The sequence below is a fragment of the Streptomyces sp. NPDC002994 genome (assembly GCF_040611155.1).
Lineage (GTDB): Bacteria > Actinomycetota > Actinomycetes > Streptomycetales > Streptomycetaceae > Streptomyces.
The window spans coordinates 1-21,358 of the sequence record NZ_JBEXNQ010000049.1; the positions used below are offsets into that span (position 1 = coordinate 1).

The window sequence follows — 21,358 nt, forward strand, 5'->3', positions numbered from 1 at the left end:
GCGCCCCGCACGCCCGGGGCGCGCAACGGTGCTTCCACGGATGAACATCAGCGAGATGATCGCGGCCGCCGAATGACGCCGCAGCCCGGGGCGCCGGGCTGTCCGCCGCGGCGTCCCCGGCCGTCGCGCCGGACAGTGCTCGACCGCGGCTTACTCTTCCTTCGCCGCACGGGCGTACGCGGTCGAGGGCCTGGCGAAGAGGGCGGATCGCCTCAGTTGTGCAGGGCGCCGTCGTCGTCCACGACCGCATCGCCCTGTGCGTCGTCGCCACCGACCTCGTCGGGTCCGCCGACGCCGGTGCCGTCCGCACCGCCGTTGCCCTGGACACCGGCGTCTGCCCCGGTGTCCACACCGCCGTCCGCACCGGCGTTCGCCTCCGCGCCGCCGTTGTTCGCGACGCCGCCGCTGTCCTCGGCACCGGCATCGGCACCCGCGCTGTCCCCGGCTCCGCCGTTCTCCTGAGCCCCGTCCGCACCGTCGTCGTCGCCGGCATCGCCGCCCGCGCCGTCACCGACCCGGGCGCCGACCGCTTCGAGCGCCGTGGTGACCGGCTGGAAGAACGTCTCGCCTCCCGCCGTGCAGTTCCCGCTGCCGCCCGACGTGAGGCCGATCGCGCTGCCGTCGGCTGTGAAGAGCGCGCCGCCGCTGTCGCCGGGCTCAGCGCACACGTTGGTCTGGATGAGGCCCGTCACCGTGCCCTCCGGGTAGTTCACCGTGGCGTCGAGGCCGGTGACCTGGCCGTCGCTGAGGCCCGTCGTACTGCCCATCCGGATGACGTCCTGGCCCACCGCGGCGTCGGCGGCCCGGGCGATCGCCACCGTCTGCCCGTCGCCGGTGTCGACCTCGCTCGGAGCCTCGGTGGCGGGGTCGTCGTACGTCACGAGCGCGAAGTCGCCCGCGCCGGGGAACACCGCTTCCTGGACGGTGCCGATCGGCCCGCCGCCGGCTTCCTCCGACCACTGCTCGGCCGCCACACCGCAGTGTCCGGCGGTCAGGAAGCCCGGACTGCCGTCCTGCGTGGTCACGTTGAAGCCGAGTGAGCAGCGCGCGCCGCCGCCGAAGATGGCGTCGCCGCCTTCGAGGAACGTCTTGAACTCGCCCCCGGACTTCTGGATCCGGGCCACGCCCGGCCCGAGGTTCTCCACCGCCGACTCGAGCCTCTCCCAGCGCTCACCCGTGACGGTTCGGTCGGCCGTGACAAGGACCTGGTTGTTTCTCGGGTCGATGGCCCACGACGTGCCCGGAACGGTGGCCTTGCGGGACAGTGTGCTCTTGGCCGCGCTCAGCTCGCTCACGCTGTTGTCGACGCTCCTCGGCACCGCGCCGGCCTTCCTGACCCGCACGTCGATCTCGTTGTTGTCGCCCACGACATTCACGACGAGCTGCTGCTTGCCGGCGTCGTAGTACGCGCCGCCGTAGGACTCACCGAGCTGCTTGCCGAGCTGCTGGAGCAGCTCCGCCGCGGAGGCCGCGCTCATCTGCCGGGGGGCCGACGCGTCGGACCGGGCCCCGTCCTGCCCGGCGTAGGCCTGCGGAAGCAGGACAGCGGCCGCGGCAATGCCGACCGCCCCCGCTCCCGCCAGAACGGCCTTTCGCTTGGTTATTCGCCTGTGACTCAACTCGCCGCCTCCTGTAGGGGTACGGAGCCGGTTGCCGATGGGCAGCCGGGGGACGCGTCCGCCTCTTGATACGCATGAGGTGCGTGTTGTTCTCATCGCACTCGCGGATATCTGCGCGGACGGTTTGTCAGGCCGCGGATCTGACCGGCCGGGGGGACCCGGACGAGCCCGCCCCGTCGCACCCGCGGGCGGCGCCGGAGCACCCCGCTTCCGGGACGGGTTGACCTCAAGTCCGATTGAGGTCTTAGCGTCACGCCCATGGACATGGAAGTCACCGCTTGGACATCGCTGCACAACGCGATCAACGCCAGTCAGGACCGCAGGCCCGTCTCCCGGACCACCCTGCGCCGCATCGCCCGGTTCGCCGGGCCGCATCACCGGCAGCTGTACCGCTTCCTGCTGCTCAGTGTGGTGACCGCCCTCCTCGCGGTGGCCACGCCGGTGCTCGCGGGACGTGTCGTCGACGCGATCGTCCGGGGACGCGAAGAGGGAACGGTCACCCGGTTCGCCCTGCTCATCGCGGTCATCGCCGTCGCCGAGGCAGGGCTGGGCCTGCTGACCCGCAGGCTGTCGGCCACCCTCGGGGAGGGGCTGATCCTCGACCTCCGCACGGCGGTCTTCGATCACGTTCAGCGGATGCCGGTCGCCTTCTTCACCCGCACCCGGACCGGTGCGCTCGTCAGCCGCCTCAACAACGACGTCATCGGTGCCCAGCGCGCCTTCAGCAACACGCTCTCCGGCGTCGTGTCCAACCTCGTCACCCTGCTGCTGACCCTCGCCGTCATGCTCAGCATCTCGTGGCAGATCACCCTGCTCGCCCTCGTCCTGCTGCCGGCGTTCGTCGTGCCCGCCCGCCGGATGGGCGCACGCATGGCGACGCTCCAGCGCGAGGCCGCCCACCACAACGCCGCCATGGGCACCCAGATGACCGAACGCTTCTCCGCCCCCGGCGCGACCCTCGTCAAGCTCTTCGGCCGTCCGGCCGACGAGTCCGCCGAATTCGCCGCCCGCGCACGCAGAGTGCGCGACATCGGCATCCGTACCGCCATGGCGCAGTCCACGTTCATCACCGCGCTCACCCTGGTGTCCGCACTGGCGCTGGCCCTCGTCTACGGACTCGGCGGCTTCTACGCCCTGCGCGGCAGCCTCGACCCCGGAGCCGTCGTCGCTCTCGCCCTGCTCCTCACCCGGCTCTACGCCCCGCTCACGGCACTCGCCGGCGCACGGGTTGAGGTGATGAGCGCCCTCGTGAGCTTCGAGCGCGTCTTCGAAATCCTCGACCTGCGCCCGCTGATCGCCGAGAAGCAGGACGCCCGGCGGGTACCGGACGGGCCGGTGTCCGTGGAGTTCGACCGGGTTTCCTTCGGCTACCCGTCCGCGGACAAGGTGTCCCTCGCCTCCCTGGAGGATGTGGCAGCCCTCGACTCGCGTGGCGGCACAGAGGTCCTGCACGACGTCTCGTTCCGCGCCGAACCCGGCCACATGGTCGCCCTCGTCGGTTCCTCCGGCGCCGGCAAGTCCACGATCGCGCAGCTCCTGCCGCGGCTGTACGACGCCGACTCCGGGTCCGTACGGCTGAATGGCGTCGACGTACGGGACCTGTCCGCCGACTCAATCCGCGAGACTCTCGGCATGGTCACCCAGGACGGGCACCTCTTCCACGAGTCCGTACGCGCCAACCTGCTCCTCGCCAGGCCCGACGCCACCGAGGACGACATCTGGGACGCCCTGCGCCGCTCCCGCCTGGACGGCCTCGTGGCCTCACTGCCCGACGGCCTGGACACCGTCGTGGGGGAACGCGGCTACCGGCTCTCCGGCGGCGAGCGGCAGCGCCTGACCATCGCCCGCCTGCTGCTGGCGCGCCAGCGCGTCGTCATCCTCGACGAGGCGACCGCGCACCTCGACTCCACGTCGGAGGCAGCCGTACAGGAGGCACTGGCCGAGGCGCTCGAGGGACGTACCGCCGTGGTGATCGCTCACCGCCTGTCGACCGTACGGGCCGCCGACCTGATCCTGGTCGTCGAGGAAGGCCGGGTCGTCGAACGCGGGACGCACACCGAGCTGCTGGCGGCGGGTGGCCGCTACGAGGAGTTGCACCGCACCCAGTTCGAACGCCCGGGCATGGAAGAACCGCAGGCGAAGCAGGGCGCCCCGGCAGCGCTGTGAACTCCGACAGCCCGGCGTGACCAAGCCGTCCCGGCCGGTGGGCACCCGCGGACCCCTTCCACACCGTCCCTCCGTGGATAGATCTTTTCGGGCACGCATGCGGTGGAGCGGCGTGGAGGGTTGGGGGCAGCGAATGAACAGGCCGCTGAGGCGCGTGGCGATCTTCTGCGGGTTGCTGATACTGGCCCCCTGCTCCTGCGGATCAACTGGGTCCAGTTCGTCCAGGGGGAAACCCTCGCCAACCACGAGAACACCGGCGGGTGAAGACAGCCCGGTTCGCCGAACCGCGCGGGGACATCACCGTCGCCGGACAACCGGTCACCGGCTCGAAGGAAGTCGCCGACCAGGACTTCAAGTACAAGCGGACTACGCCTCCCAGGCCCAGGGAATGTCGCTGCTGGAGAAGACGTACGACTCGATTCTGAGCGGACAGGACGACCGCTTCGCGTTCAAGCGGGCGCGGAACGTCCTGACCGGGGAGCTGCTGCGCGGCGGATCTGTCGTCACGACCATCGGCCCCAAGGCGCAGAAAGCCGCCTACAAGGGGCTGACGGATCTCGGGGCCAGGGGCGCGGTCCTCGCCCTCGAACCGAGCACCGGCAAAGTGCTCGCCCTCGCGTCCGCGCCCTCGTACGACCCTTCCGTGTACGCAGGGATGACGTTCAAGGAGAGCGACAAGTTCCAGGCACTCGCAGCCGACAACAGCAAGCCGCTGGCGAACCGTGCGCTGCGCGAGACGTTCCCGCCCGGCTCCACCTTCAAGATCCTCACGGCTGCCGCGGTGCTGGAGCACGGCGTGGTCACGGACGTCGACGCCCCGTCCGGCGCCCCGGCCCACTGACAGCCGGTCCACCAGCCCCCACTGCTGAACCAGTACAGGCTCACGAGCGGCCCATCAGTGCAGAGACAGTGAGACTCTGCGAAGCGTGAAATTGATGTCGATGATCTCAACGACGACTTCGTCGCCGACCTGTGGGAGCGAAGCGAGGCGGCCGGGGTCGCGGTCGTTGAACTCAGACTCGTGGAGCACCCCTTCAATGCCTTCATGTACTTGGACGAAGACGCCGAAGGGGACGACCTTGGTCACGCTGCCGGAAAGCACGCGCCCGAGGTGAGTACGAGCGAAGTCCTTGAACGGGTCGAACTGCAATGCCTTCAAGGAGAGAGACATCCGTACCCGGTCCAGATCGATGTCCAGGACCACTACCGTGACGTCCTGGCCCACCTCAACCACGTCCGCCAGGCGGTCGTAGTGCCGCCAGGACACTTCCGCCACGTTTACCAGGCCATCGACACAGCCGCCGAGATCGATGAACGCGCCGAAATTGACCAGCGAAGACACCACACCCCTGCGGACCTGGCCTTTCTGCAAAGTCCGAAGGAAAGTTCGGCCGGCCTCGCTGGTCACGTCGTCCACGTCGTTCAGCCTTCCGCTCGGGTCATCGTGGAACCTTCTGTGGCCAGGACCAGCTGGCGCAGTTCGGAGGCGGAGGCGGGGGCGAGCCGGTAGATGCCCTGGAGGCTGACCGAGCGGATCAGCCTGCCTTCCTCGATGTACTTCAGTGTCCGCTCGCCGCGGCGTGAGGTATAGGTCAACCGCTCCAGAAGGTACGGCGGCACGGTTGTGCCGAACGCGAGCGGGGACCCAGGCGGGCCAGTCACCACCTCGGTGACGCAGCCGACTTTCAACGGCCGCCAGTCCAAGAGCTTTGCGTAATCGTCATCATGGAGCACCGTGCCCGCGTCCTCGTAGGGGATGATCCGGGCCACCTCCATCGCGCCCAGCACGTGCAGCCGGGTGCGCAGGACCCGCAGGGGGTAGATCCGATCACCGGGCTGCACGCCCGCCCGCTGGAAACTCGGCAGCGACTGGTGCGGTCCGCCAAACAGCATCGTCAGCCGCTGGCCGGCGTAACCGGACTGCTCAAGCTGGCGGCACAGATCGTTGGTCCACAGCGTCGTGTACGAGTTCGACATACCAGGACCGTATCCGCGCCCGCTGACAGCCACCCTGGTGGCTCCGCAACCGAAGAGAACGCGGTGGGTTAAGAGGCGTCGGCGTAGGCGAGATGGGTGCCGCAGACGGTGCAGCGGAAGAGCATGGCGCTTGCTCCCTCACGGAGGTGGGTCAGGAAGTGCTCAAGCTGAGATGCACCGTGCCAGCCGTCCATGCGCAGGTCGAGACGGAGCTGGTCGAGGGCCTCGGGGTGCGCCGACAGTTCGGTGTACCCGACCTCGCCGATGAAAGCGGCCGCGTCCCGGCAGTGGACAAGCCAGCGCGGATCCTGCCAGGCATGGAAGCCCGGCGTGCGGCGGGCGACCTCGTGAAAGGCTTGCTCGCTGACACCGTCGAGCCCATAAGTGTCGGTGAACTCGCCCGCGAACCGTTCAGCGGCGCTGCCATCTGCGATGCACCAGGGGCAGAAGCTCCCGTTGACCTCTTGCGCGGTGTAGAAGGTCGCGGTGTAGATCCACCCCGTGCTGATCGTCGTCCAGTCGCACATGGACGGCCACAAGCCCTCCCCGGCTGCCGAAACGGGCCAGTTCACGCAGCGATTGGATTGGTGGTGAGGGTGTACGACGGCAGTACCGGGAAGCAGTACACCCCGCGCATGCTGCCCTGTCCGGAGCTGGCGGCCCGGATCCCGGACCGTCGGATGCGCGGCGCGATCGCCGCCGAGGTCAAATGCACGAGCATCGCCATAACCGGATGCTAGTGCCGCATCAGCCAACGTTCGCTCTGTAGTGCCTCAGATCGCGGATGGCACAGGTCTCGACGAAACGCGATGTCTGAAAACCGCCAGCATACTCGCGGTCGGTCGGGCGAGAATCCGCTCATGATCGCTGAAACGCAGGGAATCCGCATCCGACATCGCGGGCATGAACCGCAGGTCCATCCCACCGCCTACGTCGCCCCGACGGCCACGCTGGTCGGTGATGTCCGCGTGGGGCCGAGGGCGCGGGTGATGTACGGTGCGGTGCTCGATGCCGAGGGGTCTCGGGTCGAGGTCGGGGAGGCGGCGGTGATCTGCGAGAACGCGGTGCTGCGCGGGTCTGCGGTCGCTGGCGATCAGCCGGTGCTTGTCGGCGACCACGTCTTCGTGGGGCCGCATGCCACGCTGCTGGGCTGCGAGGTCGGCAGGTGCGTCTATGTGGCGACCACGGCGACTGTTCTGCAGTGCGCACGGTTGGGGGCTGGCTCGGTTGTCGCTGTCGGCGCGCTCGTCCATGCGCGCACCGTTCTGCCGGACGAGTACTTCGTGCCGCCGCACACCGTGGCGCTTGACGCGCCGGTGCGGCTGCTGGCCCCTGGTGATCCGGGCTTGGCCGAGGCCGTCGGCCGGGTGGGCTTCGCGCAGGTGGCGTTCGGTGTCGACGCGGAGTGGACCGACCGGATCAGCCGGTACGAGCAGATCGCGGAGGTGCGCGTCGCCGAGTTCGGCACGCACGCGGACGATGAGGTTCTGAATCTCGGCTAGCACCGCATCAGTGACCCTTGTGCTGTGCTGTGCTGTGCTGTGCTGTGCTGTGCTGTGCTGTGCTGTGCTGAGGTGACGCGCTGTCCAGATTCCACTCCGGCGGCGCGCATCCGGCACGCTGTGCTGGTGGCCGAACGAGTACGTATCCGCGAGATCGATGACGACGAGGGTCGGCGGCTGCTGCGGATCATCCGCAGGGGCACCGGGTCGGTGGTGACCTGACGGCGGGCCCAGATGGTGCTGCTGTCCGCGCAGGGCATGCCCGTGGCGAAGATCGCCGAGGTGACGTTCACCAGCGCAGACCGGGTCCGGGACGTGATCCACAACTTCAACGCCGACGGCTTCGACTCCCTCTACCCGAAGTACAAGGGCGGCCGGCCCAAGACGTTCACCCTCCCAGAACGCCGTGAGATCAAGAAGATCGCCAAGTCCAAGCCGGCCGAGCACGGCCTTCCCTTCTCGACCTGGAGCCTGGCCAAGCTGGCCGACTTCCTGGTCGCCGAGGGGGTGGTCGACGACATCAGCCACGAGGGCCTTCGGGTCCTGCTCCGCGAGGAGGGCGTCTCCTTTCAACGCGCATTGCGATCGTCTGTGACAACTACTCCCCGCACCTGACCACAAAGCGGTGCCAGCGGGTCGGCACCTGGGCGGCGTCGAACAACGTGGAGATCGCCTATACCCAGAACACCCGGCCCACACCACGCCACGACGTGCACACCCCGCAAAACGCAGCCAGCGAAACGGCGAACGAAAAAATCAACCACCTCACGGCCCCGCCGCACAGGTTAAAGATCAAGTTAGGGCCTGTAGATAATTAACCTGTGGGTTTTGAGGCTCGGTTCCGCAGGTCAGTGCTCTGCTCGCCCGCATGTTGTTCTTCTGCACGCCCTTAGGCGGTCTTCTCCCCCGAAGGGTTGGCGGAAGTCCAACCCTGCTGATGGAGCCGTTCGAACCCGTCCAGGAGGAGATCCAGGGCGAACTCGAACTCGAACTGATCGTCACAGCCGGGGCCCACGACGGATTCCTCGTCGTGGGCCACTGCCATGGCCAGTTCCGTCACGTAGGGGAACTTCCCGGCGTCCGCAGGGACCACTGCCGTCTGCGCTCGCGGGTCGGGGGCGGGTGAAGCGTCGAACAGCTCCTGGGTGAACCCCAGCATCCGGCTGCCCAGGGCGTGCATCACATGGTGCGTCAGATCGACGGAGAAGCCGCCGGTCCGGAACATTCCGATCACCGAGTCCATGTACGCGAGCACGACCGGCGTCGGGCGGGCTCGCGATTGCACCACTTGCGCCGCCCAGGAGTGGCCCAGGAGAGCGCGTCGCGCCGAGAGGATCCTCTGGCGGACCGCACTCTTCCAGTCGGACCCCGGCGCCGGAGGGTCGATCTCGCCGACGACGACATCGACCATGCCGTCCAGGAGCTGGTCCTTGTTGGCGACGTGCTTGTAGAGGGCCATCGGCACCACACCCAGCTCCTGCGCGAGCTTTCGCATGCTGAGCGCTTCGATCCCGATTTCATCGGCAAGCGCGACGGCGGCGCGCAGCACTCGGTCCCTGCTCAGAGGCGCCCGGCGCACTGCCTCCGTCTGCTGGGCCATTTCTGATCAGCTCCCTGATTGATCCGTCGTGAACTGGGTTCCCACCTTGACGAGTGTACGGCGTACACCTACGCTGAGCCGCAGGTGTACGCCGTACACCATTCATGGGGTGGAGGGTCCAGGTGGACTCAACAAGAAAGACCGCTGTTGTCGCGGGTGTGTTCTTCCTTCTCACCGAGGTCTCGGCGATCGGCGGGCTCGCGCTGTACGGCCCCGCTCTGGACGGCGCCGAGTACGTCGTCGGCTCCGGCGCCGACACTCGGGTGTTCCTGGGGGCACTGTTCGAGATCGTCCTAGTGACAGCCGTCATCGGCACCGGGGTCACACTGTTTCCGATCATCAAGAGGCAGAACGAGGGGGCCGCGCTGGGCTATGTCTGCGCTCGCCTTCTTGAAGCCGCCGTCATCGTCGTCGGCATCATCAGCGTCCTGTCGGTCGTGACGCTGAGGAGAGACTTCGCGCAAACGCCGGGCGCCGATACCGGGTCTCTGGTCACGGCCGGCGAAACGCTCGTAGCGATCCATGACTGGACGTTCCTTTTCGGGCCCAACTTCGTCCTGGGGGCGAACTCGCTGGTTCTGGCGTGGTTGATGTACCGCTCGGGGCTCGTGCCACGGTTCATCGCCGTCCTGGGACTTGTCGGGGGCTCGTTGATCTGTGCTTCGGCGACCGCTGTGATGTTCGGGCTCTACGAGCAGGTCTCCCTGGTGGGGTCGGTCATGGCGATCCCCGTATTCGCCTGGGAAGTGATACTTGCCGTCCGGCTCATCACCAAAGGATTCAATCCATCTCCCCTCACCCCTGGTGACGAGTAAGGAGAGGAGCGGGCGACGGGTGCGCGGTCGGACCCTGATTCCTGAGGAAAGACGGATCGGGCCCAGCGTGCGGAGATCCGCCGCGACGGATACTCACGCCCCTGCTTTTCGACTCTTTCAGATGCTTGCTTGGCCATGGATTGCTTACCTCGCCGGCTACCGGGGCATACCGGGACATGGCGATTGAGTGCCATGGCGGGGGAGTGGGGATGGCGGCGCAGGATAGGCCCGGTACGGCAGAGCGGCGGGCGGATCGCTCCTGAGCACCGCAACGGTGCCATGAGCGAGGTCGTCGCTTCACGACTGCCCTGCGGTGTTTGCGGATCGGGCAACATTCGCGTCACCACCAGCGGCCAGGAGTGCGTGCCGTCGGTCATTGCCAGGGGCTGAGCAAGCGGCGATCCCGCGGCATAGCGGCGTTGAAGTTCGGCTTCCAGGACGTGGACCGAGTCGAGGTGGAGTTGCAGTCGCTCCAGGGTTTTACGGCCTCGTGGCAGCGGGTCAGACCCCAGGTTCTGCCAGGCGGCGTAGCGCGCGAGCATCAGGGCGCTCTCCGGCTTCGCTGAAGGCATCTGCCCTTCGGCGTCGCCTGCTCGCTGATTTGGCCGCCGGCCGGCTCCGGGTCGGTGGCGAAGTAGGTCTCCTCGGCAAGACCCGCAGCGCGGCAGCGGTCGGGGGCCGGCGATCCAGCAGCGCGGGACGTACAGTTCCCGGTCCACTGCGACGTGGCGTGGCCCCGGCGGCTGGCGTAGACCAAATAGACGGCGACCTGCGCGTTCTCGATCCTGCCGGCGGTGCCGGTGTACTGGCGCTGGAACGCTGACCGTTCCGGTGCCCTTCTTTACATTGCCGGTCTCATCGACCACCAGCACCGACTGGTCGTGGTGCAGGTGCTCCACCACGTAGTCGCGCACGTCGTCGTGTACCCGGTCGGCGTCCCACTTGGCCCGGCCGAGCAGGTGCTGCATGCCGTCCGGGGTTGCTTCCCCGGCCCACTCGGCGATGGTCCAGCAGTTCTTGCGTGGCAGGTCCGACAGTAGGCTGAGCACCAACTGCCGTGCGCGGCGCCGGGGCTCGACCAGCGCGAACCGATCCGCGTTACGGCCCATGAGGGCTGTGAACGCCTCCTGCCAGCGGGCGGAGTCTACGATGTGGCTCGCGGTCACCGCGTGATCGTTCGTCTTCACACGCCGATGATCAACGATGGCTGCCGCACTCATGTCCGCGGTGGCCCCACTATGACTGATTGATCGAGTTGGTGGATGAGCGGGTTAGCCGGCGGGACCGCCTGTCTGAGATGGCGAGGGCCAGGGACAGCTCGGATCCCCGGTGATCTTCACCTGCTGGGGGGTGTTTCTGGGGAAGGTCCAGATGCTGCCCAGGGTGCTGGTGGCGGTCACCGTGGTTGCGTCCAAGGTGACTTCGGTGAACGGATTGGACGAGCGGGAGACCGCGATCCATTCCAAGGTGTTGTGGTCATCGTCCCAGGTCAGGGCGACCCAGCCGATACTGCCGTGGTCCGAAGATTCACCTGCCACGGCACGGCTTCCGGCGTAGGTGCATGAGGCAAACGTCGTATCGACGTCCATCCAGTCGCTGGGGGTCCACGCGGTGGCCCGGAGGACCTCCCGCCACTGCCAGTCCTCGGCCCGCATGTCATGGAGCTGGCCTGCGGGGGAGAACCGCACGAGTTCCATTACCGACAGGGACCCGTCGGAGAACATGATGAAGTCTCCGTAGGGCGCCTCCCGGGCATGCCAACGGTCATGCACCAGGCCAGCGTTGGGTATCGCGTCGGGGGAGCTCACACCCGCAATGATGACATCGACGAACAGCGCGAGGAGAGGGCTGCGTCGGTCAACCATCCCGTCGGCCCACCAGAACTCGAACCAGAGGCCGCCAGGCGGGCCGGCGGCTACCGTTTCTGCCCCCCTCACCCCGTGCGCTGAGCGCATGACCCGCCAACCGGAGCGCCCATCCGCCGCTCAGCCACTGATTCACACCCACTACGCAAGATCACGATCTACGGGCTGGAGTACTTGGCCGGGTTTGAGATGTGATCGTGATGCTTGTGTCCCTCGTTGTGGTTGATGCAGGTGTGGTGTGCGCGGGCCGTCGGGGCCTGGCGTACCCGACCGGACCGGGCACAGGATGTCGGGTCCGGCAGGGTGGGTCCTTCCTAACGTGAGTGATCGAAAGGGAAGGAGGCCGGGGTGCTGGAGCGGCTGAACCAGGCCATGGAGCACATCGAGTGCCACCTTGATCAGCGGATCGAGGTGGCCGACCTGGCGCGGATCGTGGTGACGTCGGAGTACCACTTCCGGCGGCTGTTCTCCGCGTTGGCGGGGATTCCGCTCTCGGAGTACATCCGGCGCAGGCGGCTGACCGTCGCGGGTGCCGAGGTACTGGGCGGTGAGCGGACGCTGCTGGAGATCGCGGTGCGTTACGGCTACACCTCGGGGGAGGCGTTCGCGCGTGCGTTCCGCGTCATGCACGGCGTCGGTCCCGGCGAGGTCAGGCGAATTGGTGCGAGTCTGCGGTCCCAGCCACGGATGTCCTTCCGCCTCATCGTCGAAGGGAGTAGCAGCATGCAGTACAAGGTTGTGGAGAAGGACGAGTTCCGTGTGGTCGGCAGGAAGGCGCGTGTCCCCTTGGTGCATGAGGGGGTGAACCCGGCCATTGCCACCTTCATCCGGGAGATCGGCCAGGAGACGCTGCAGCGGATCGAGAGTTTGTCCGATCAGGAGCCGGAGGGGATCATCTCGGTGAGTGACGATCTGGACGACAGTCGCGCCGAGGGAACCGAACTCGACTACTACCACGGCGTAGTGACCCGCGCCGCGGTGCCCGAGGACATGGACGCGCTCACCGTCTCGGCCGGGACGTGGGCAGTCTTCGAGAGCTCCGGGCCGTTTCCGCGGACGCTCCAGTACCTGTGGCGGGACGTGTTCACGCAGTGGTTCCCGTCCAATCCCTATCAGAGCCGGCCGGGGCCCGAGATCCTGCGGACCCGACTGTCGCAGGATGGGACACAGGCGGACGCGGAGCTGTGGATCCCCGTGGAGCGGACAGCGGTCTGAGCAACAGCGCGCGGCGGTCTGGGGCCGCCGCGCGCTGGAGACGTTGCTCCGGTGCGTCATCGACTACGGCGAACCGCGCGTCATCTGTTGTAGGGGTGAAGGTCGCGGGAGAGCTGAAGTTTCTCGTACGGCATGGTCTCCAGGAGTCTCTTCGCCGCCTTCGAGATCGGCAGGTGGGCGTCCTTGAACACCTCGCTGCCCTCGAAGGGGGCCCCTCGTCCGAGGCTTACCGCCTGCTGATGCGTCGCGCCCCGGAACTCGGACCATTCGTGCTGGAGGGCCGCTTCGCCGCGGGTCAGCAGGCGGGCCGAGTTCCAGGGCCGTCCAGTTCTTCACCTGCTTGACGATGCCCGACTCCAGGCCGATGCCGCCCTCCGTTACGGAGCCCGGCTGGTTGCGGCCGATGTCCTTCCCGTGCGGATCCAGGACCTTCCGCCTCCGGTCGCCGATGGTGCCCGCCCCCGCTGAGCGCCGACGGCACGCTGCTGCTCGGCGACGCCGGCCCGGTCCAGGAAGTCGGAGGCCATGGAGTTCACCTTCGACTGCAGCTCGGCGGACATGCCCGGGAGCTTCAGGCGGCCGCCGTTCGCCCTGCCCGACATCGTGCCGCCCCCCGACGGCACCGCCTTGAACAGGTCGGCCTCCGCGAGCATCGGGATCACCGTCTGGCCGAACTCCTCGATGGCCCCCTGCCCCTTCGCCAGGTGCTTGCCCGCCCCTCGCCCGTCCCCGCGGTCGAGGGCGTCCACGGCGGCGACCGGCGCGCCCACCAGCGCCACGCCCAGGTGGTAGAGCCGGTTCATCTCGGCCGTGTCCTCACCCACCTTCGGTATCCCCGCCTCGGCCACCTTCCAGGGGCTGGCCCCGCGCTTGCGTGCCGCCGCCATCGCGTCGCCCGCGTGCCAGGAGGTCGACCCGCTGAGTGCGCGCATCGTGGCCGCCGCCTTTCCCTCTTTGTGGGCGACCGCGCGGACCTCCTTGACCTCGGTGGACACCTTCTCCACCACCATCTCGCCCAGTTTCAGGGGCGCGGTCAACGGGTTGAGAAGCATGGCCTTGTCCGCCAGCGCGGCGACGCGTGTCTCGGCGTACCCCAGGAGCACCGCTCCGGCGGTCTTCGCCGCGCCCTTGGGATCGCTGAGGAACTTGTCGACCACGGCCGGCCACTGCCGCGACTCCATCCGCCGCGAACCCGACGTCGCCACCGAGACCAGCATCGGGCGGATTGCCCGCGACCTCACGATCTGGATGGCCGCCCGCGACATTCCCGGACGGCCCACCCAGCACATCAGCAAGTTCTAAAGCAAGGCCTGGCGCGCCACGCAGTAACGGAGGTAGACGACTCTTGAGCTGAAAGTGCGCGTCTCGACGAGTTCGAGATCCACCCGGCGCTCGCGCTGGGGAAAGAACGGAATGCCACCGCCAACCAGCACCGGGTAGACCATGGCCCGGTACTCGTCGATCAGACCCAATGCGGCCGCCTCGGAGGCGAGAGTCGCGCCGCCGATCGCGATGTCGCCCTCCCCTGGCTCGGCTCGCAACCGCTCGATCTCCTCCGCCAGTCCGCCGGAGGCCAGGCGGGCATTACCCTGCACCGCCGACAGCGTGGTGGAGAACACCACCTTGGGGAGCGGCTTCCAGATCGCGGCCCACTCGAGCATTGAGTCGTCGAGCGATGGATCCTGGTCGGCGGTCTCCCAGTACAGCATCGTCTCGTACAGCCGTCGTCCCAACAGGTGCGCCCCGACCTGTTGAATCTCGTCGATCCAGAAGCGAAAGACCTCCTCGTCGGGTGCCGTCCAGTCGAAGTCGCCGTCCGGCCCGACGATGTAGCCGTCAAGTGAGACGCTCATCGAGTAGGTCACGCTGCGCATCAGAAGTCCTCCTCGGGAACAGGTTCGACACTACGGCCGCCGGCCGCCGTAGGACTCATCACGGCTCGCGGGATCCCCTGAGATCTCCCCGCCCCACGCGAAGATCACCACGAAGGACGGCGATCTTACAAAACACGGCATAGCTTGATCTTTAACGTCCGCCGTCGAATGGCGAGTCGAACTTGATCGCTCGGTGCGGTAACCGGGGTACGCGGAAGCGGCCTCCGTCTGAAACATGTACTCCGACCACGGACGATCCAGCCGGTCAGCCGCTTGCCCGCCACCATCACCCACGGGAAGCCGCCCGGCCGCAGATGCAGCAGGCTCCACACATGTCGGCGCACCCGCGCCCGGACCTTGGCGGTCTTCGCAAGGGCTGCTTCGTCGAGTACAGCCAGCGTGCGGCGGGCTGCGGAGTCCGAGGCACCAGGCCCGAACAGCGGCCCGTGATGCCGTTGGAGCTGCTCGGCCTCCAACAGGTTCGTAGCCCCGAGCACGATCGCGATCGCCAGATGCACCAGTACCCCGGCACGTTCCTGCCAGCCGGCCGCTGTGCTGGTGGCCAGCGCGTCAGTCAGCCCCGTACCGTCAGCGCACCGGCGCAGCAGCACCGCCCCGGCATGCCCGACCAGCCTCTTCCCGTCAGCCATCACCGACAGCCGACGGTCCCAACCTGTACGCTCAACCACCAGAAAGGTGCCCTGACTTCTGCAGCAGATACGGCTTAGATACCCGCATCCTTGCAGGTCAGCGGCACCTTTCTGTTACCAGGGCATCAGATCACCCAATTCCGCTGAATGCCAAAGAGTGGACAGTCCCGCGCAGCCGCGGAGATGAACGAAGAGAAGGTGACACAGTGCCGGTGCCGCTGATGGGCATGCTGCTGCTCCTCAGTGTGGCTACGGCGGGAGCGGGCATCGTGACCGTCTTTCTCCTGCTGAACAACCCACCCCTGCCTCTGTCCAAATTCTGTGCCGTTCTCGTTCTGATCTTCTCTTCTTCGGCAACAGTCGTGTACTGCTACGGCTGGTACTCCGTCACCATGGGAGGAACGTTCCCGGAGTTGTGCGAAGACCGGAACGCCTCCGGTGCCGAATTGGCAAGCATGAAACAGGAGTACTGGCCTCTTCGCGGCGCCTGCGTCTACTCCGATGGCCCAACGGTGGAGTACGTCTCGATGTCGATCAACGTGCTCGTCTGCGTGCTGGCAAGCCTTGCCGTCGTCCTGACCGGTGCCGCCGCATTCCTGCGCTGGCGGGCCCGGCAATCTTCTGAAAGGACCGTCGTTCACCTTCGGCTTCCAGCACCTGGTTGCGGCGGGCGTCGAGGCGGGCCTGCACGGCAGGGGGGTCGGCGATAGGGCGTGGAAGGACTGAAGCACCGATTCACTCCTTTCAGCTGGGTAGGCGCACCAGCCATGGTTGCGCTCACTCGCCCGGTCTTCGAGGGAGCGGGAGGTCCCGCCCCCTCTCAGATCACGGGCCTGGGTGATTGCCCTGACTGGCCCGGGCGGCCTCGGGTGTCAGCCGACGAAGGACTTGACCTGGCCGTAGACGGTGGTGTCGGTCCGCAGTTCGCCGTGGCTGAGGCAGGCGGTCTTGGTGTTGGTGGCGCAGGTGAGGGTGACGCTGCTGTCGGGGTTGATGACGCTGTCGCAGGGCGACCACCAGGTGGCGTAGCGGGATGCGCCGGAGGACTCGTCGGCGGAGTTGAGGGCGCCCAGGAAGCTGGAGCCGGGGGGCATTTCCGTACAGGAGGCTCCACCGCACCAGTAGGCGGTGTCGGTGCCGTGGTGGGGGCCGCCGAGGGAGATCCAGGCGTCGACCTTGGCGTCACCGCCGAGGTTCTTGGTGTAGTAGCGGGAGGACAGTCCGCCCATGGAGTGGGTGACGACGTCGACCTTGGTCGCGCCGGTGGCGGCCAGTATTCGGTCGATTTCCTGGGCGAGTTGGGATGCGGTGGTGGCGTTGGACTGGTTGGTGTTGTAGGTCCACTGGTTGAGGTGACTGGCCGGCCAGCCGTCGGCCTTGAAGCGGCCGGCCATGGCAGCGTGGCGTCGAGGTCCAGGACCAGCCCGGGCAGAATGCGTCCCGCGGCCCGGGCTGGGGGAATGCTCCCGCCGTGTTCGGCGGCCTGAAGCCAGGCGACTTCCCGGGCCTGGGCACGGGCCGAGCGCAGAGAGGACAGTGGCCTCTCATCGGTGTCGGCGAGCAGCCGCCAGGCCGTCGGTGTCGAGGCGACCGAACCGAACACCCCTGCCTTGTCCCGCAGTACGGCCAGATCCGCAATGGCCTCGCCTCCATCGGCGAGCATCACCGCCAGATCGGTGGCGATCCGGCCCGGATCATGCCCGGTCCCACGCGGCCGGAACGGCCTGAGAGCGGCGGAGTACGCCGCGGTGAGCCCGGTGGCATCAGCGAGATCAGCCAGCAACCGTGCCCCAGCGTGACCGACCACCCTCGAACCATCGGCCCTGGCCTGGATGGCCGTACGTTGCGACTCGTCAGTCCCGGTGGCTAGCGCCGCCCGTCCAGCTGCCATCGGATCAGCAGCCGCACCCAGCCGCTGGAGACCGGGTCGACGGTGGGACTGGCCAGGACCAGGGCCGCGACGCCGGGGTGAGCGACTGCGGCGCGCGGCGACCGGTGTCCCACTGGAATGCCCGATGAGGTCTGCAGAAGAGCGAGCCGTCGGCCCCGCAGCGCCTCCTCCGAGAGCCCCAGGGGCGGGTCAGGGGCTCTCGAATTACCAGCACAGATCTCAAAACCGGCGTACGCATGTGGAACGCCTCGTTATTCGGGTCTGGCGCTGATCTTGTGATGTGCCGGTGTGGTTGGTGGGGCTCTCAGTAGGTGCAGTCGTTCCAGTGAGGATCGTTCCAACGGTCGGCGTCGGCCAGTCCGAGCAGCCGTATGTGGTCGAGCAGTTCATCCGAGGCGCCGTGGGCACGGAGACGGGCGGGGGCATGGCAGACGAGCCAAGTCGTCAACTCGGCGTACATTGCGTCTTCCTCGTCCTCGTCGCCCCAGCATGTCCAGGGGAGCCGGTCCCTCAGGTCGTACTCCCACTGGGCGACCGCTTCCGCCAGATGCCCGTCGGCCACGGTGTGACGGATGGCTTCCCAGGTGTTGAGCCACGGTGTGAGAGTGGCGGTGGCTTCGGCGCACACGGCGAAGACCAGGTGCGCGGGTACGGCGGGGTCGGGGTCGGTGAGTGTGTGGGCCCACCAGGCGTGGAGGAATTCTTGGACTGCGGCAGCTCCATCGGCCGGCCCCTGGTGCCACTGGCCGCGAGCGATCGCCCGCCCGGCTTCCGTGATGTCGAAGTCATCTACCAGACCGTTGCAGAGAGCGGCGGCGAACTGAGGCAGGATCCGGCGCATTACGGCGGGGCTGTCACCCCAGTCGGATGCCTGCCAGGTCCTGCGCAACAAGTCGCGATCGAGCTCCACGTCCGGCGTCTTGAGAAGGGCGAGTTCCTCCGCGCTTCCCCAGTGGCACTCGCAGTTACGCTCGTCGGGGCGGGCGGTCATCCCGCGGAAGGTGGCGGCCAGGCCGTCCAGCGCGGTGTCGAGGCGAAGCCGGGCGCGGGGCTGATCAAGGTTCATTATGGGCGTTCGCCTTCAGGGGACTCCGGGAGTTTGCGCCACCCGAAGATCGCTAATCTACCGGGTCGAGCCCCAGGCCGCCATCAGCATGACGGCATCCCAACTCCCGCAGCCGCTGGCGATTGTCCAGCGATGAATCACAAGATCAGCGCCAGACCCCGTTATTCCCCAGGGCTGGGGTCACGTAATTCCCCAGCCCCTCGTCGGGGTCTGGTTGGTCAGGACTCGCCGGTCTTGTCGGTGGTGTTCTTGGGGCGCTTGTTCGGACGGAAGCTCGGGCCATTCATGATGACTTGGTGGCTGGTGTTGATCAGTCGGTCGAGAAGGGACTCGGCGACGACGGGGTTGGGGAAGAGCGGTTCGGGAGACCTGCAGCAGTTCACACGCTCGCTTGACGCTGTGGCCGCTCTGCTTCACCGCCTCGATGAACGGGTGCACCGTCACCGGGTCTTCTTCGCGAAGAAAGCCGTCGCACGCTTGAGGACCTCGACGTCCTCGCGCAGTCCGCGGTTCTCCCGCCGCAGCGTGGCCAGTTCCTCGCGTTCGCTGCTGGTCAGGCCGTCTCGCTCGCCCGCGTCGACCTTGGCCTGGCTGACCCACAGCCGTACCGCGGTCTCGGTCAGATCGAAGTCCTTGGCGATCTGACCGACCGAACGGTCACCCCGCCGACACAGCTCGACGATCTCGGCCTTGAACTCCGGCGTGAACGAACGGCGAGGCCGAGGCCTCTTCTTCCCCATGCTCTCCATGATGGACATCCTCCCGGGGCTGAACCCCTGATCTCGGATGTCCGTCAAAGCGGATCAAGCCCACCACTGCCGGCCATCAGGCGGCGGGCCCGGCCCAGCATGTTTCCGCCGACGACGGCTGGGCACTCGCTGGCTGTGGTGGCGTATGGAGCGGAGCAACGGGTTCGCATTCCCGCGCTCCGCGCCGACTGGCTGAATCAGACCTTCGTGCACTGGCCCTTCCGGTCGGCTCAGGTTCAGGCTCTTGTGCCTGAGGGGCTGATCGTGGAGGAGTACGAGGGTGCGGCATGGGTGGGCCTCACGCCTTTTGTCATGGCGGACGTGCGCCCTCCCGGCATACCCGCCGGGGTGCCTCTCCCGACGTTCGCGGAGATCAATCTGCGGACCTATGTCCGACGCCCGGACGGGCTGGACGGGCTCTGGTTCCTGTCCATCGAGGTGGCCTGCCCGCTGATGGTGGGAGCTCGTGCCGTCGGCGCACCGTACAGCCCGGGCAGACTGAGCGTCTCCCGGAGCGGTGATGTCATCTCGTACGTGGGCTCCCGGTGGAGCGGTACGCCGTCATACCGTCTGGTCGTCCGCCCCGGCGAGCCGATTACGCCGACGGACCGGGACGTATGGCTTACTTCGCGCTGGCGGGCGTACACGCGCCGGTTCGGCGCGATCTGGGAGACGCCTGTCGAGCACGAGCCCTGGCCGTTGTCCGACGCCACTGTTACGTGCTTGAGGAGACGCTGGCCACCGCGGCAGGCCTCCCCCCGCCCCTCACCGAGCCCGTGGTGCACTTCTCGCAAGGAGTCAGGCATGTGCGCCTCGGGGCCTCCCGGCCCTGCGCCGGTCTTACTTGACCTCGGCTGATACCACCGAGGCCTGTCGGACACTGCCCAGAACTTTCGACAGGAGCGAGAAAACGAGATGAGCCGAAAACACGGCAAGGCCACCGGGCCCGCTCGCGTGCGCTTCGACGGATGGATCGCGGGCATAGGGACCTCATCCGGTACGCGCATCGTGATGGGACATTGGACGCGATCGCCGTTCGGGCCGTTCAGCGACGTGATGCTCGAGCGAGCGAACGGGGAACGGTTGCTCATGGCTCCCACTCGGAAGACGGCGGACTTCATTGCCGGTGCCTACGATCTCGACACCGTGCGCATCGTGCCGGTCGGCGTAAGCGTTGAGGGAGATACCTGGATCATCACGGCGGGGTCGCTCGACCTGTGCTTCACCACCGGGCGGCGAGGGCCCCTCGGCCTTCTCTTGTGTGCCGTGCCCGGCGTACTCGCCAACCGTCCGACATGGAGCGCGCTGACGGACCTTCCCGCCCGCCTGCTGCTGGCCGGCGTGCGGACCCGTGGCAGTGCCGGCGCCGGTCGCCGAGAGTGGTACGGCGCGCGGGATCTGAGGCCGATCAGTGCGGTTTCGGCGGTCTTCGAAGGTGACGCCCTCGGCGCGATCGAGCCCATCGAGCCCCCCGTGCACTTCGGGTTCGGTTCGGTGCCCCGGAAACCCGCCGTCACACGGATCACCACGACGGTGGCGCTGGACCGGAGTCCCGCGCCCCGCAGGTGCCGGACGTCCACAGGGCGCGGACTGGCCAGCCGTCCCGGATCGTCCACACCTGTCTGAGGCCGCCGCCCGGCCTGGCGGCGACTCCTTGTCGTTGTCACCTGACTGCGGGGGGGTACCCCGCCTTCCTGTACGAAGGGACGGTCCATGGGTGACGCGGAAGACCGGGCGCCTGCGGGCACTGTCGCGGTCGCGCACGGTGCGTTCAATGTCCTCGGCGGGCTGTGGCCGCTGCTGCACCTGCGCAGCTTCGAGTGGGTCTCCGGGCCCAAGGCCGACACCTGGCTTCAGATGACGACGGGCGGACTACTGGTCTCCTCCGGCGTCGCGCAACTCGCGGCGGCTCGGACCTCACAGGGCCGGGCCCATGTTCGCCGCGTTGGGCTGGGACCGCCATCACCTTGCTGACCATCGATCTGATCTACGTGCACAAGGGCCGGATCCGTCCGACGTACCTCCTCGACGCCGCCATGCAGGCGGGCTGGATCGCCGCCTGGTTGCGCGCCGCCTCCGCACAGAGCGCGGGGGAGTGAAGAACGATGAGTCGCCCCCCGCAGCATCCCCGGCTGAACAAGCGTCGGTGGCAGTCGCCAGAAGGCACGTCCATTTCGGAATTCACGGTGACGGTCCCCTCAAGCGGCGTCATGTACGGCTGCCGCTGGAGCGGCGAGCCGGCTGGCGCCCGGCGTTGGGATGTACATCGCGCAGAGCGCGAGTTTCGCCCCATCCGCAGGTGAGCAAAAGGTATAGCGAGGCGTCCCGGTGTTGCGTTCACGCGGGTCGCGCCTTCACTCTCTGGTGCG

At 67.6% G+C, this 21,358-nt stretch carries 22 protein-coding genes and 7 pseudogenes; 12 read left to right on the forward strand and 17 right to left on the reverse strand.

The window, feature by feature from the left end; translation table 11 throughout:
* Window positions 1-212 precede the first annotated feature (212 nt).
* Window positions 213-1,619, reverse strand: a complete 1,407-nt coding sequence (locus ABZX79_RS36455) for a S1 family peptidase (RefSeq protein WP_355267922.1) — start codon at window positions 1,617-1,619, stop codon at window positions 213-215.
* 258 nt (window positions 1,620-1,877) lie between these two features.
* Between ABZX79_RS36455 and ABZX79_RS36460 the strand changes: the two genes are divergently transcribed.
* Complete coding sequence (locus tag ABZX79_RS36460) at window positions 1,878-3,785, forward strand: ABC transporter ATP-binding protein (RefSeq protein ID WP_355267925.1); 1,908 nt, start codon at window positions 1,878-1,880, stop codon at window positions 3,783-3,785.
* A gap of 133 nt (window positions 3,786-3,918) precedes the next feature.
* Window positions 3,919-4,614, forward strand: a pseudogene (locus ABZX79_RS36465) (penicillin-binding transpeptidase domain-containing protein); the annotation flags it as partial.
* A gap of 72 nt (window positions 4,615-4,686) precedes the next feature.
* Here ABZX79_RS36465 and ABZX79_RS36470 read toward each other — a convergent pair.
* From ABZX79_RS36470 to ABZX79_RS36485, 4 genes and pseudogenes are all read right to left on the reverse strand, one after another.
* Window positions 4,687-5,187 (reverse strand): annotated as a pseudogene (locus ABZX79_RS36470) (S1 RNA-binding domain-containing protein); the annotation flags it as partial.
* 20 nt (window positions 5,188-5,207) lie between these two features.
* Window positions 5,208-5,762: a hypothetical protein gene (locus ABZX79_RS36475; RefSeq protein ID WP_355267928.1), complete on the reverse strand. Its 555-nt coding sequence runs from the start codon at window positions 5,760-5,762 to the stop codon at window positions 5,208-5,210.
* 68 nt (window positions 5,763-5,830) lie between these two features.
* Window positions 5,831-6,334, reverse strand: coding sequence for a CbrC family protein (locus ABZX79_RS36480; RefSeq protein WP_355267931.1), 504 nt, complete (start codon window positions 6,332-6,334; stop codon window positions 5,831-5,833).
* Window positions 6,267-6,489: pseudogene (locus ABZX79_RS36485) on the reverse strand (HEAT repeat domain-containing protein); the annotation flags it as partial. The gene ABZX79_RS36480 and the pseudogene ABZX79_RS36485, both read right to left, overlap by 68 nt.
* 133 nt (window positions 6,490-6,622) lie before the next feature.
* Here ABZX79_RS36485 and ABZX79_RS36490 point away from each other — a divergent pair.
* Complete coding sequence (locus ABZX79_RS36490; RefSeq protein WP_355267934.1) at window positions 6,623-7,264, forward strand: acyltransferase; 642 nt, start codon at window positions 6,623-6,625, stop codon at window positions 7,262-7,264.
* A 234-nt stretch (window positions 7,265-7,498) separates the two neighbouring features.
* Window positions 7,499-7,944 (forward strand): annotated as a pseudogene (locus ABZX79_RS36495) (helix-turn-helix domain-containing protein); the annotation flags it as partial.
* 209 nt (window positions 7,945-8,153) lie between these two features.
* On the opposite strand, the gene ABZX79_RS36500 reads toward ABZX79_RS36495, so the two are convergent.
* Window positions 8,154-8,864: a TetR/AcrR family transcriptional regulator C-terminal domain-containing protein gene (locus ABZX79_RS36500; protein WP_355267936.1), complete on the reverse strand. Its 711-nt coding sequence runs from the start codon at window positions 8,862-8,864 to the stop codon at window positions 8,154-8,156.
* Between the two features lie 122 nt (window positions 8,865-8,986).
* Between ABZX79_RS36500 and ABZX79_RS36505 the strand changes: the two genes are divergently transcribed.
* Window positions 8,987-9,679, forward strand: a complete 693-nt coding sequence (locus ABZX79_RS36505) for a DUF4386 domain-containing protein (protein WP_355267939.1) — start codon at window positions 8,987-8,989, stop codon at window positions 9,677-9,679.
* 593 nt (window positions 9,680-10,272) lie between these two features.
* Here the strand turns inward: ABZX79_RS36505 and ABZX79_RS36510 are convergent.
* A pseudogene (locus ABZX79_RS36510) lies at window positions 10,273-10,899 on the reverse strand (transposase); the annotation flags it as partial.
* Between the two features lie 51 nt (window positions 10,900-10,950).
* Window positions 10,951-11,544 carry a hypothetical protein gene (locus ABZX79_RS36515; RefSeq protein WP_355267942.1) on the reverse strand — a complete coding sequence of 198 codons (594 nt, stop codon included), beginning with the start codon at window positions 11,542-11,544 and terminating at the stop codon, window positions 10,951-10,953.
* Between the two features lie 348 nt (window positions 11,545-11,892).
* On the opposite strand from ABZX79_RS36515, the gene ABZX79_RS36520 reads away from it, so the two are divergent.
* Window positions 11,893-12,759, forward strand: coding sequence for an AraC family transcriptional regulator (locus ABZX79_RS36520; protein ID WP_355267945.1), 867 nt, complete (start codon window positions 11,893-11,895; stop codon window positions 12,757-12,759).
* Window positions 12,760-13,136: 377 nt separating this feature from the next.
* On the opposite strand, the gene ABZX79_RS36525 is transcribed toward ABZX79_RS36520, so the two are convergent.
* Window positions 13,137-13,916, reverse strand: coding sequence for a hypothetical protein (locus ABZX79_RS36525; protein WP_355267948.1), 780 nt, complete (start codon window positions 13,914-13,916; stop codon window positions 13,137-13,139).
* On the opposite strand from ABZX79_RS36525, the gene ABZX79_RS36530 reads away from it, so the two are divergent.
* The gene (locus tag ABZX79_RS36530) at window positions 13,906-14,061 is read left to right on the forward strand and encodes a hypothetical protein (protein ID WP_355268003.1); all 156 of its coding nucleotides are present in this window, start codon (window positions 13,906-13,908) and stop codon (window positions 14,059-14,061) included. The two genes, ABZX79_RS36525 and ABZX79_RS36530, sit on opposite strands and share 11 nt — an antisense overlap.
* Here the strand turns inward: ABZX79_RS36530 and ABZX79_RS36535 are convergent.
* Both ABZX79_RS36535 and ABZX79_RS36540 read right to left on the reverse strand, forming a co-directional pair.
* Window positions 14,058-14,633 carry a dihydrofolate reductase family protein gene (locus tag ABZX79_RS36535; RefSeq protein WP_355267950.1) on the reverse strand — a complete coding sequence of 192 codons (576 nt, stop codon included), beginning with the start codon at window positions 14,631-14,633 and terminating at the stop codon, window positions 14,058-14,060. The two genes, ABZX79_RS36530 and ABZX79_RS36535, sit on opposite strands and share 4 nt — an antisense overlap.
* Window positions 14,634-14,758: 125 nt before the next feature.
* On the reverse strand, window positions 14,759-15,283 hold the full coding sequence (locus tag ABZX79_RS36540; protein ID WP_355267953.1) for a hypothetical protein: 525 nt from the start codon (window positions 15,281-15,283) through the stop codon (window positions 14,759-14,761).
* 206 nt (window positions 15,284-15,489) lie between these two features.
* Between ABZX79_RS36540 and ABZX79_RS36545 the strand changes: the two genes are divergently transcribed.
* Complete coding sequence (locus ABZX79_RS36545; protein WP_355267956.1) at window positions 15,490-15,993, forward strand: hypothetical protein; 504 nt, start codon at window positions 15,490-15,492, stop codon at window positions 15,991-15,993.
* A gap of 162 nt (window positions 15,994-16,155) precedes the next feature.
* Here the strand turns inward: ABZX79_RS36545 and ABZX79_RS36550 are convergent, their stop codons facing one another.
* The 6 genes and pseudogenes from ABZX79_RS36550 to ABZX79_RS36575 form a co-directional block, all read right to left on the reverse strand.
* Window positions 16,156-16,677, reverse strand: a complete 522-nt coding sequence (locus ABZX79_RS36550; protein ID WP_355267959.1) for an alpha/beta fold hydrolase — start codon at window positions 16,675-16,677, stop codon at window positions 16,156-16,158.
* 119 nt (window positions 16,678-16,796) lie between these two features.
* Window positions 16,797-17,174, reverse strand: a pseudogene (locus ABZX79_RS36555) (transposase); the annotation flags it as partial.
* Complete coding sequence (locus tag ABZX79_RS36560; protein ID WP_355267962.1) at window positions 17,150-17,287, reverse strand: hypothetical protein; 138 nt, start codon at window positions 17,285-17,287, stop codon at window positions 17,150-17,152. The pseudogene ABZX79_RS36555 and the gene ABZX79_RS36560, both read right to left, overlap by 25 nt.
* Window positions 17,288-17,478: 191 nt before the next feature.
* The gene (locus ABZX79_RS36565) at window positions 17,479-18,240 is read right to left on the reverse strand and encodes a hypothetical protein (protein ID WP_355267965.1); all 762 of its coding nucleotides are present in this window, start codon (window positions 18,238-18,240) and stop codon (window positions 17,479-17,481) included.
* Window positions 18,241-18,458: 218 nt separating this feature from the next.
* Window positions 18,459-18,623 carry a hypothetical protein gene (locus tag ABZX79_RS36570; protein WP_355267968.1) on the reverse strand — a complete coding sequence of 55 codons (165 nt, stop codon included), beginning with the start codon at window positions 18,621-18,623 and terminating at the stop codon, window positions 18,459-18,461.
* A gap of 57 nt (window positions 18,624-18,680) precedes the next feature.
* Window positions 18,681-18,980, reverse strand: coding sequence for a transposase (locus ABZX79_RS36575; protein WP_355267971.1), 300 nt, complete (start codon window positions 18,978-18,980; stop codon window positions 18,681-18,683).
* Between the two features lie 144 nt (window positions 18,981-19,124).
* Here ABZX79_RS36575 and ABZX79_RS36580 point away from each other — a divergent pair.
* The 4 genes and pseudogenes from ABZX79_RS36580 to ABZX79_RS36595 all read left to right on the forward strand — a co-directional run bounded on the left by ABZX79_RS36580 (window position 19,125) and on the right by ABZX79_RS36595 (window position 21,088).
* Window positions 19,125-19,837: pseudogene (locus tag ABZX79_RS36580) on the forward strand (DUF2071 domain-containing protein).
* Window positions 19,838-19,904: 67 nt separating this feature from the next.
* Window positions 19,905-20,615, forward strand: coding sequence for a hypothetical protein (locus ABZX79_RS36585; RefSeq protein WP_355267973.1), 711 nt, complete (start codon window positions 19,905-19,907; stop codon window positions 20,613-20,615).
* Between the two features lie 87 nt (window positions 20,616-20,702).
* Entirely contained in the window at window positions 20,703-20,963 is a 261-nt protein-coding gene (locus tag ABZX79_RS36590) for a hypothetical protein (RefSeq protein WP_355267976.1), read from the forward strand.
* Window positions 20,957-21,088, forward strand: coding sequence for a hypothetical protein (locus ABZX79_RS36595; RefSeq protein ID WP_355267979.1), 132 nt, complete (start codon window positions 20,957-20,959; stop codon window positions 21,086-21,088). Before ABZX79_RS36590 ends, ABZX79_RS36595 begins: the two co-directional genes overlap by 7 nt.
* Window positions 21,089-21,358: the final 270 nt, after the last annotated feature.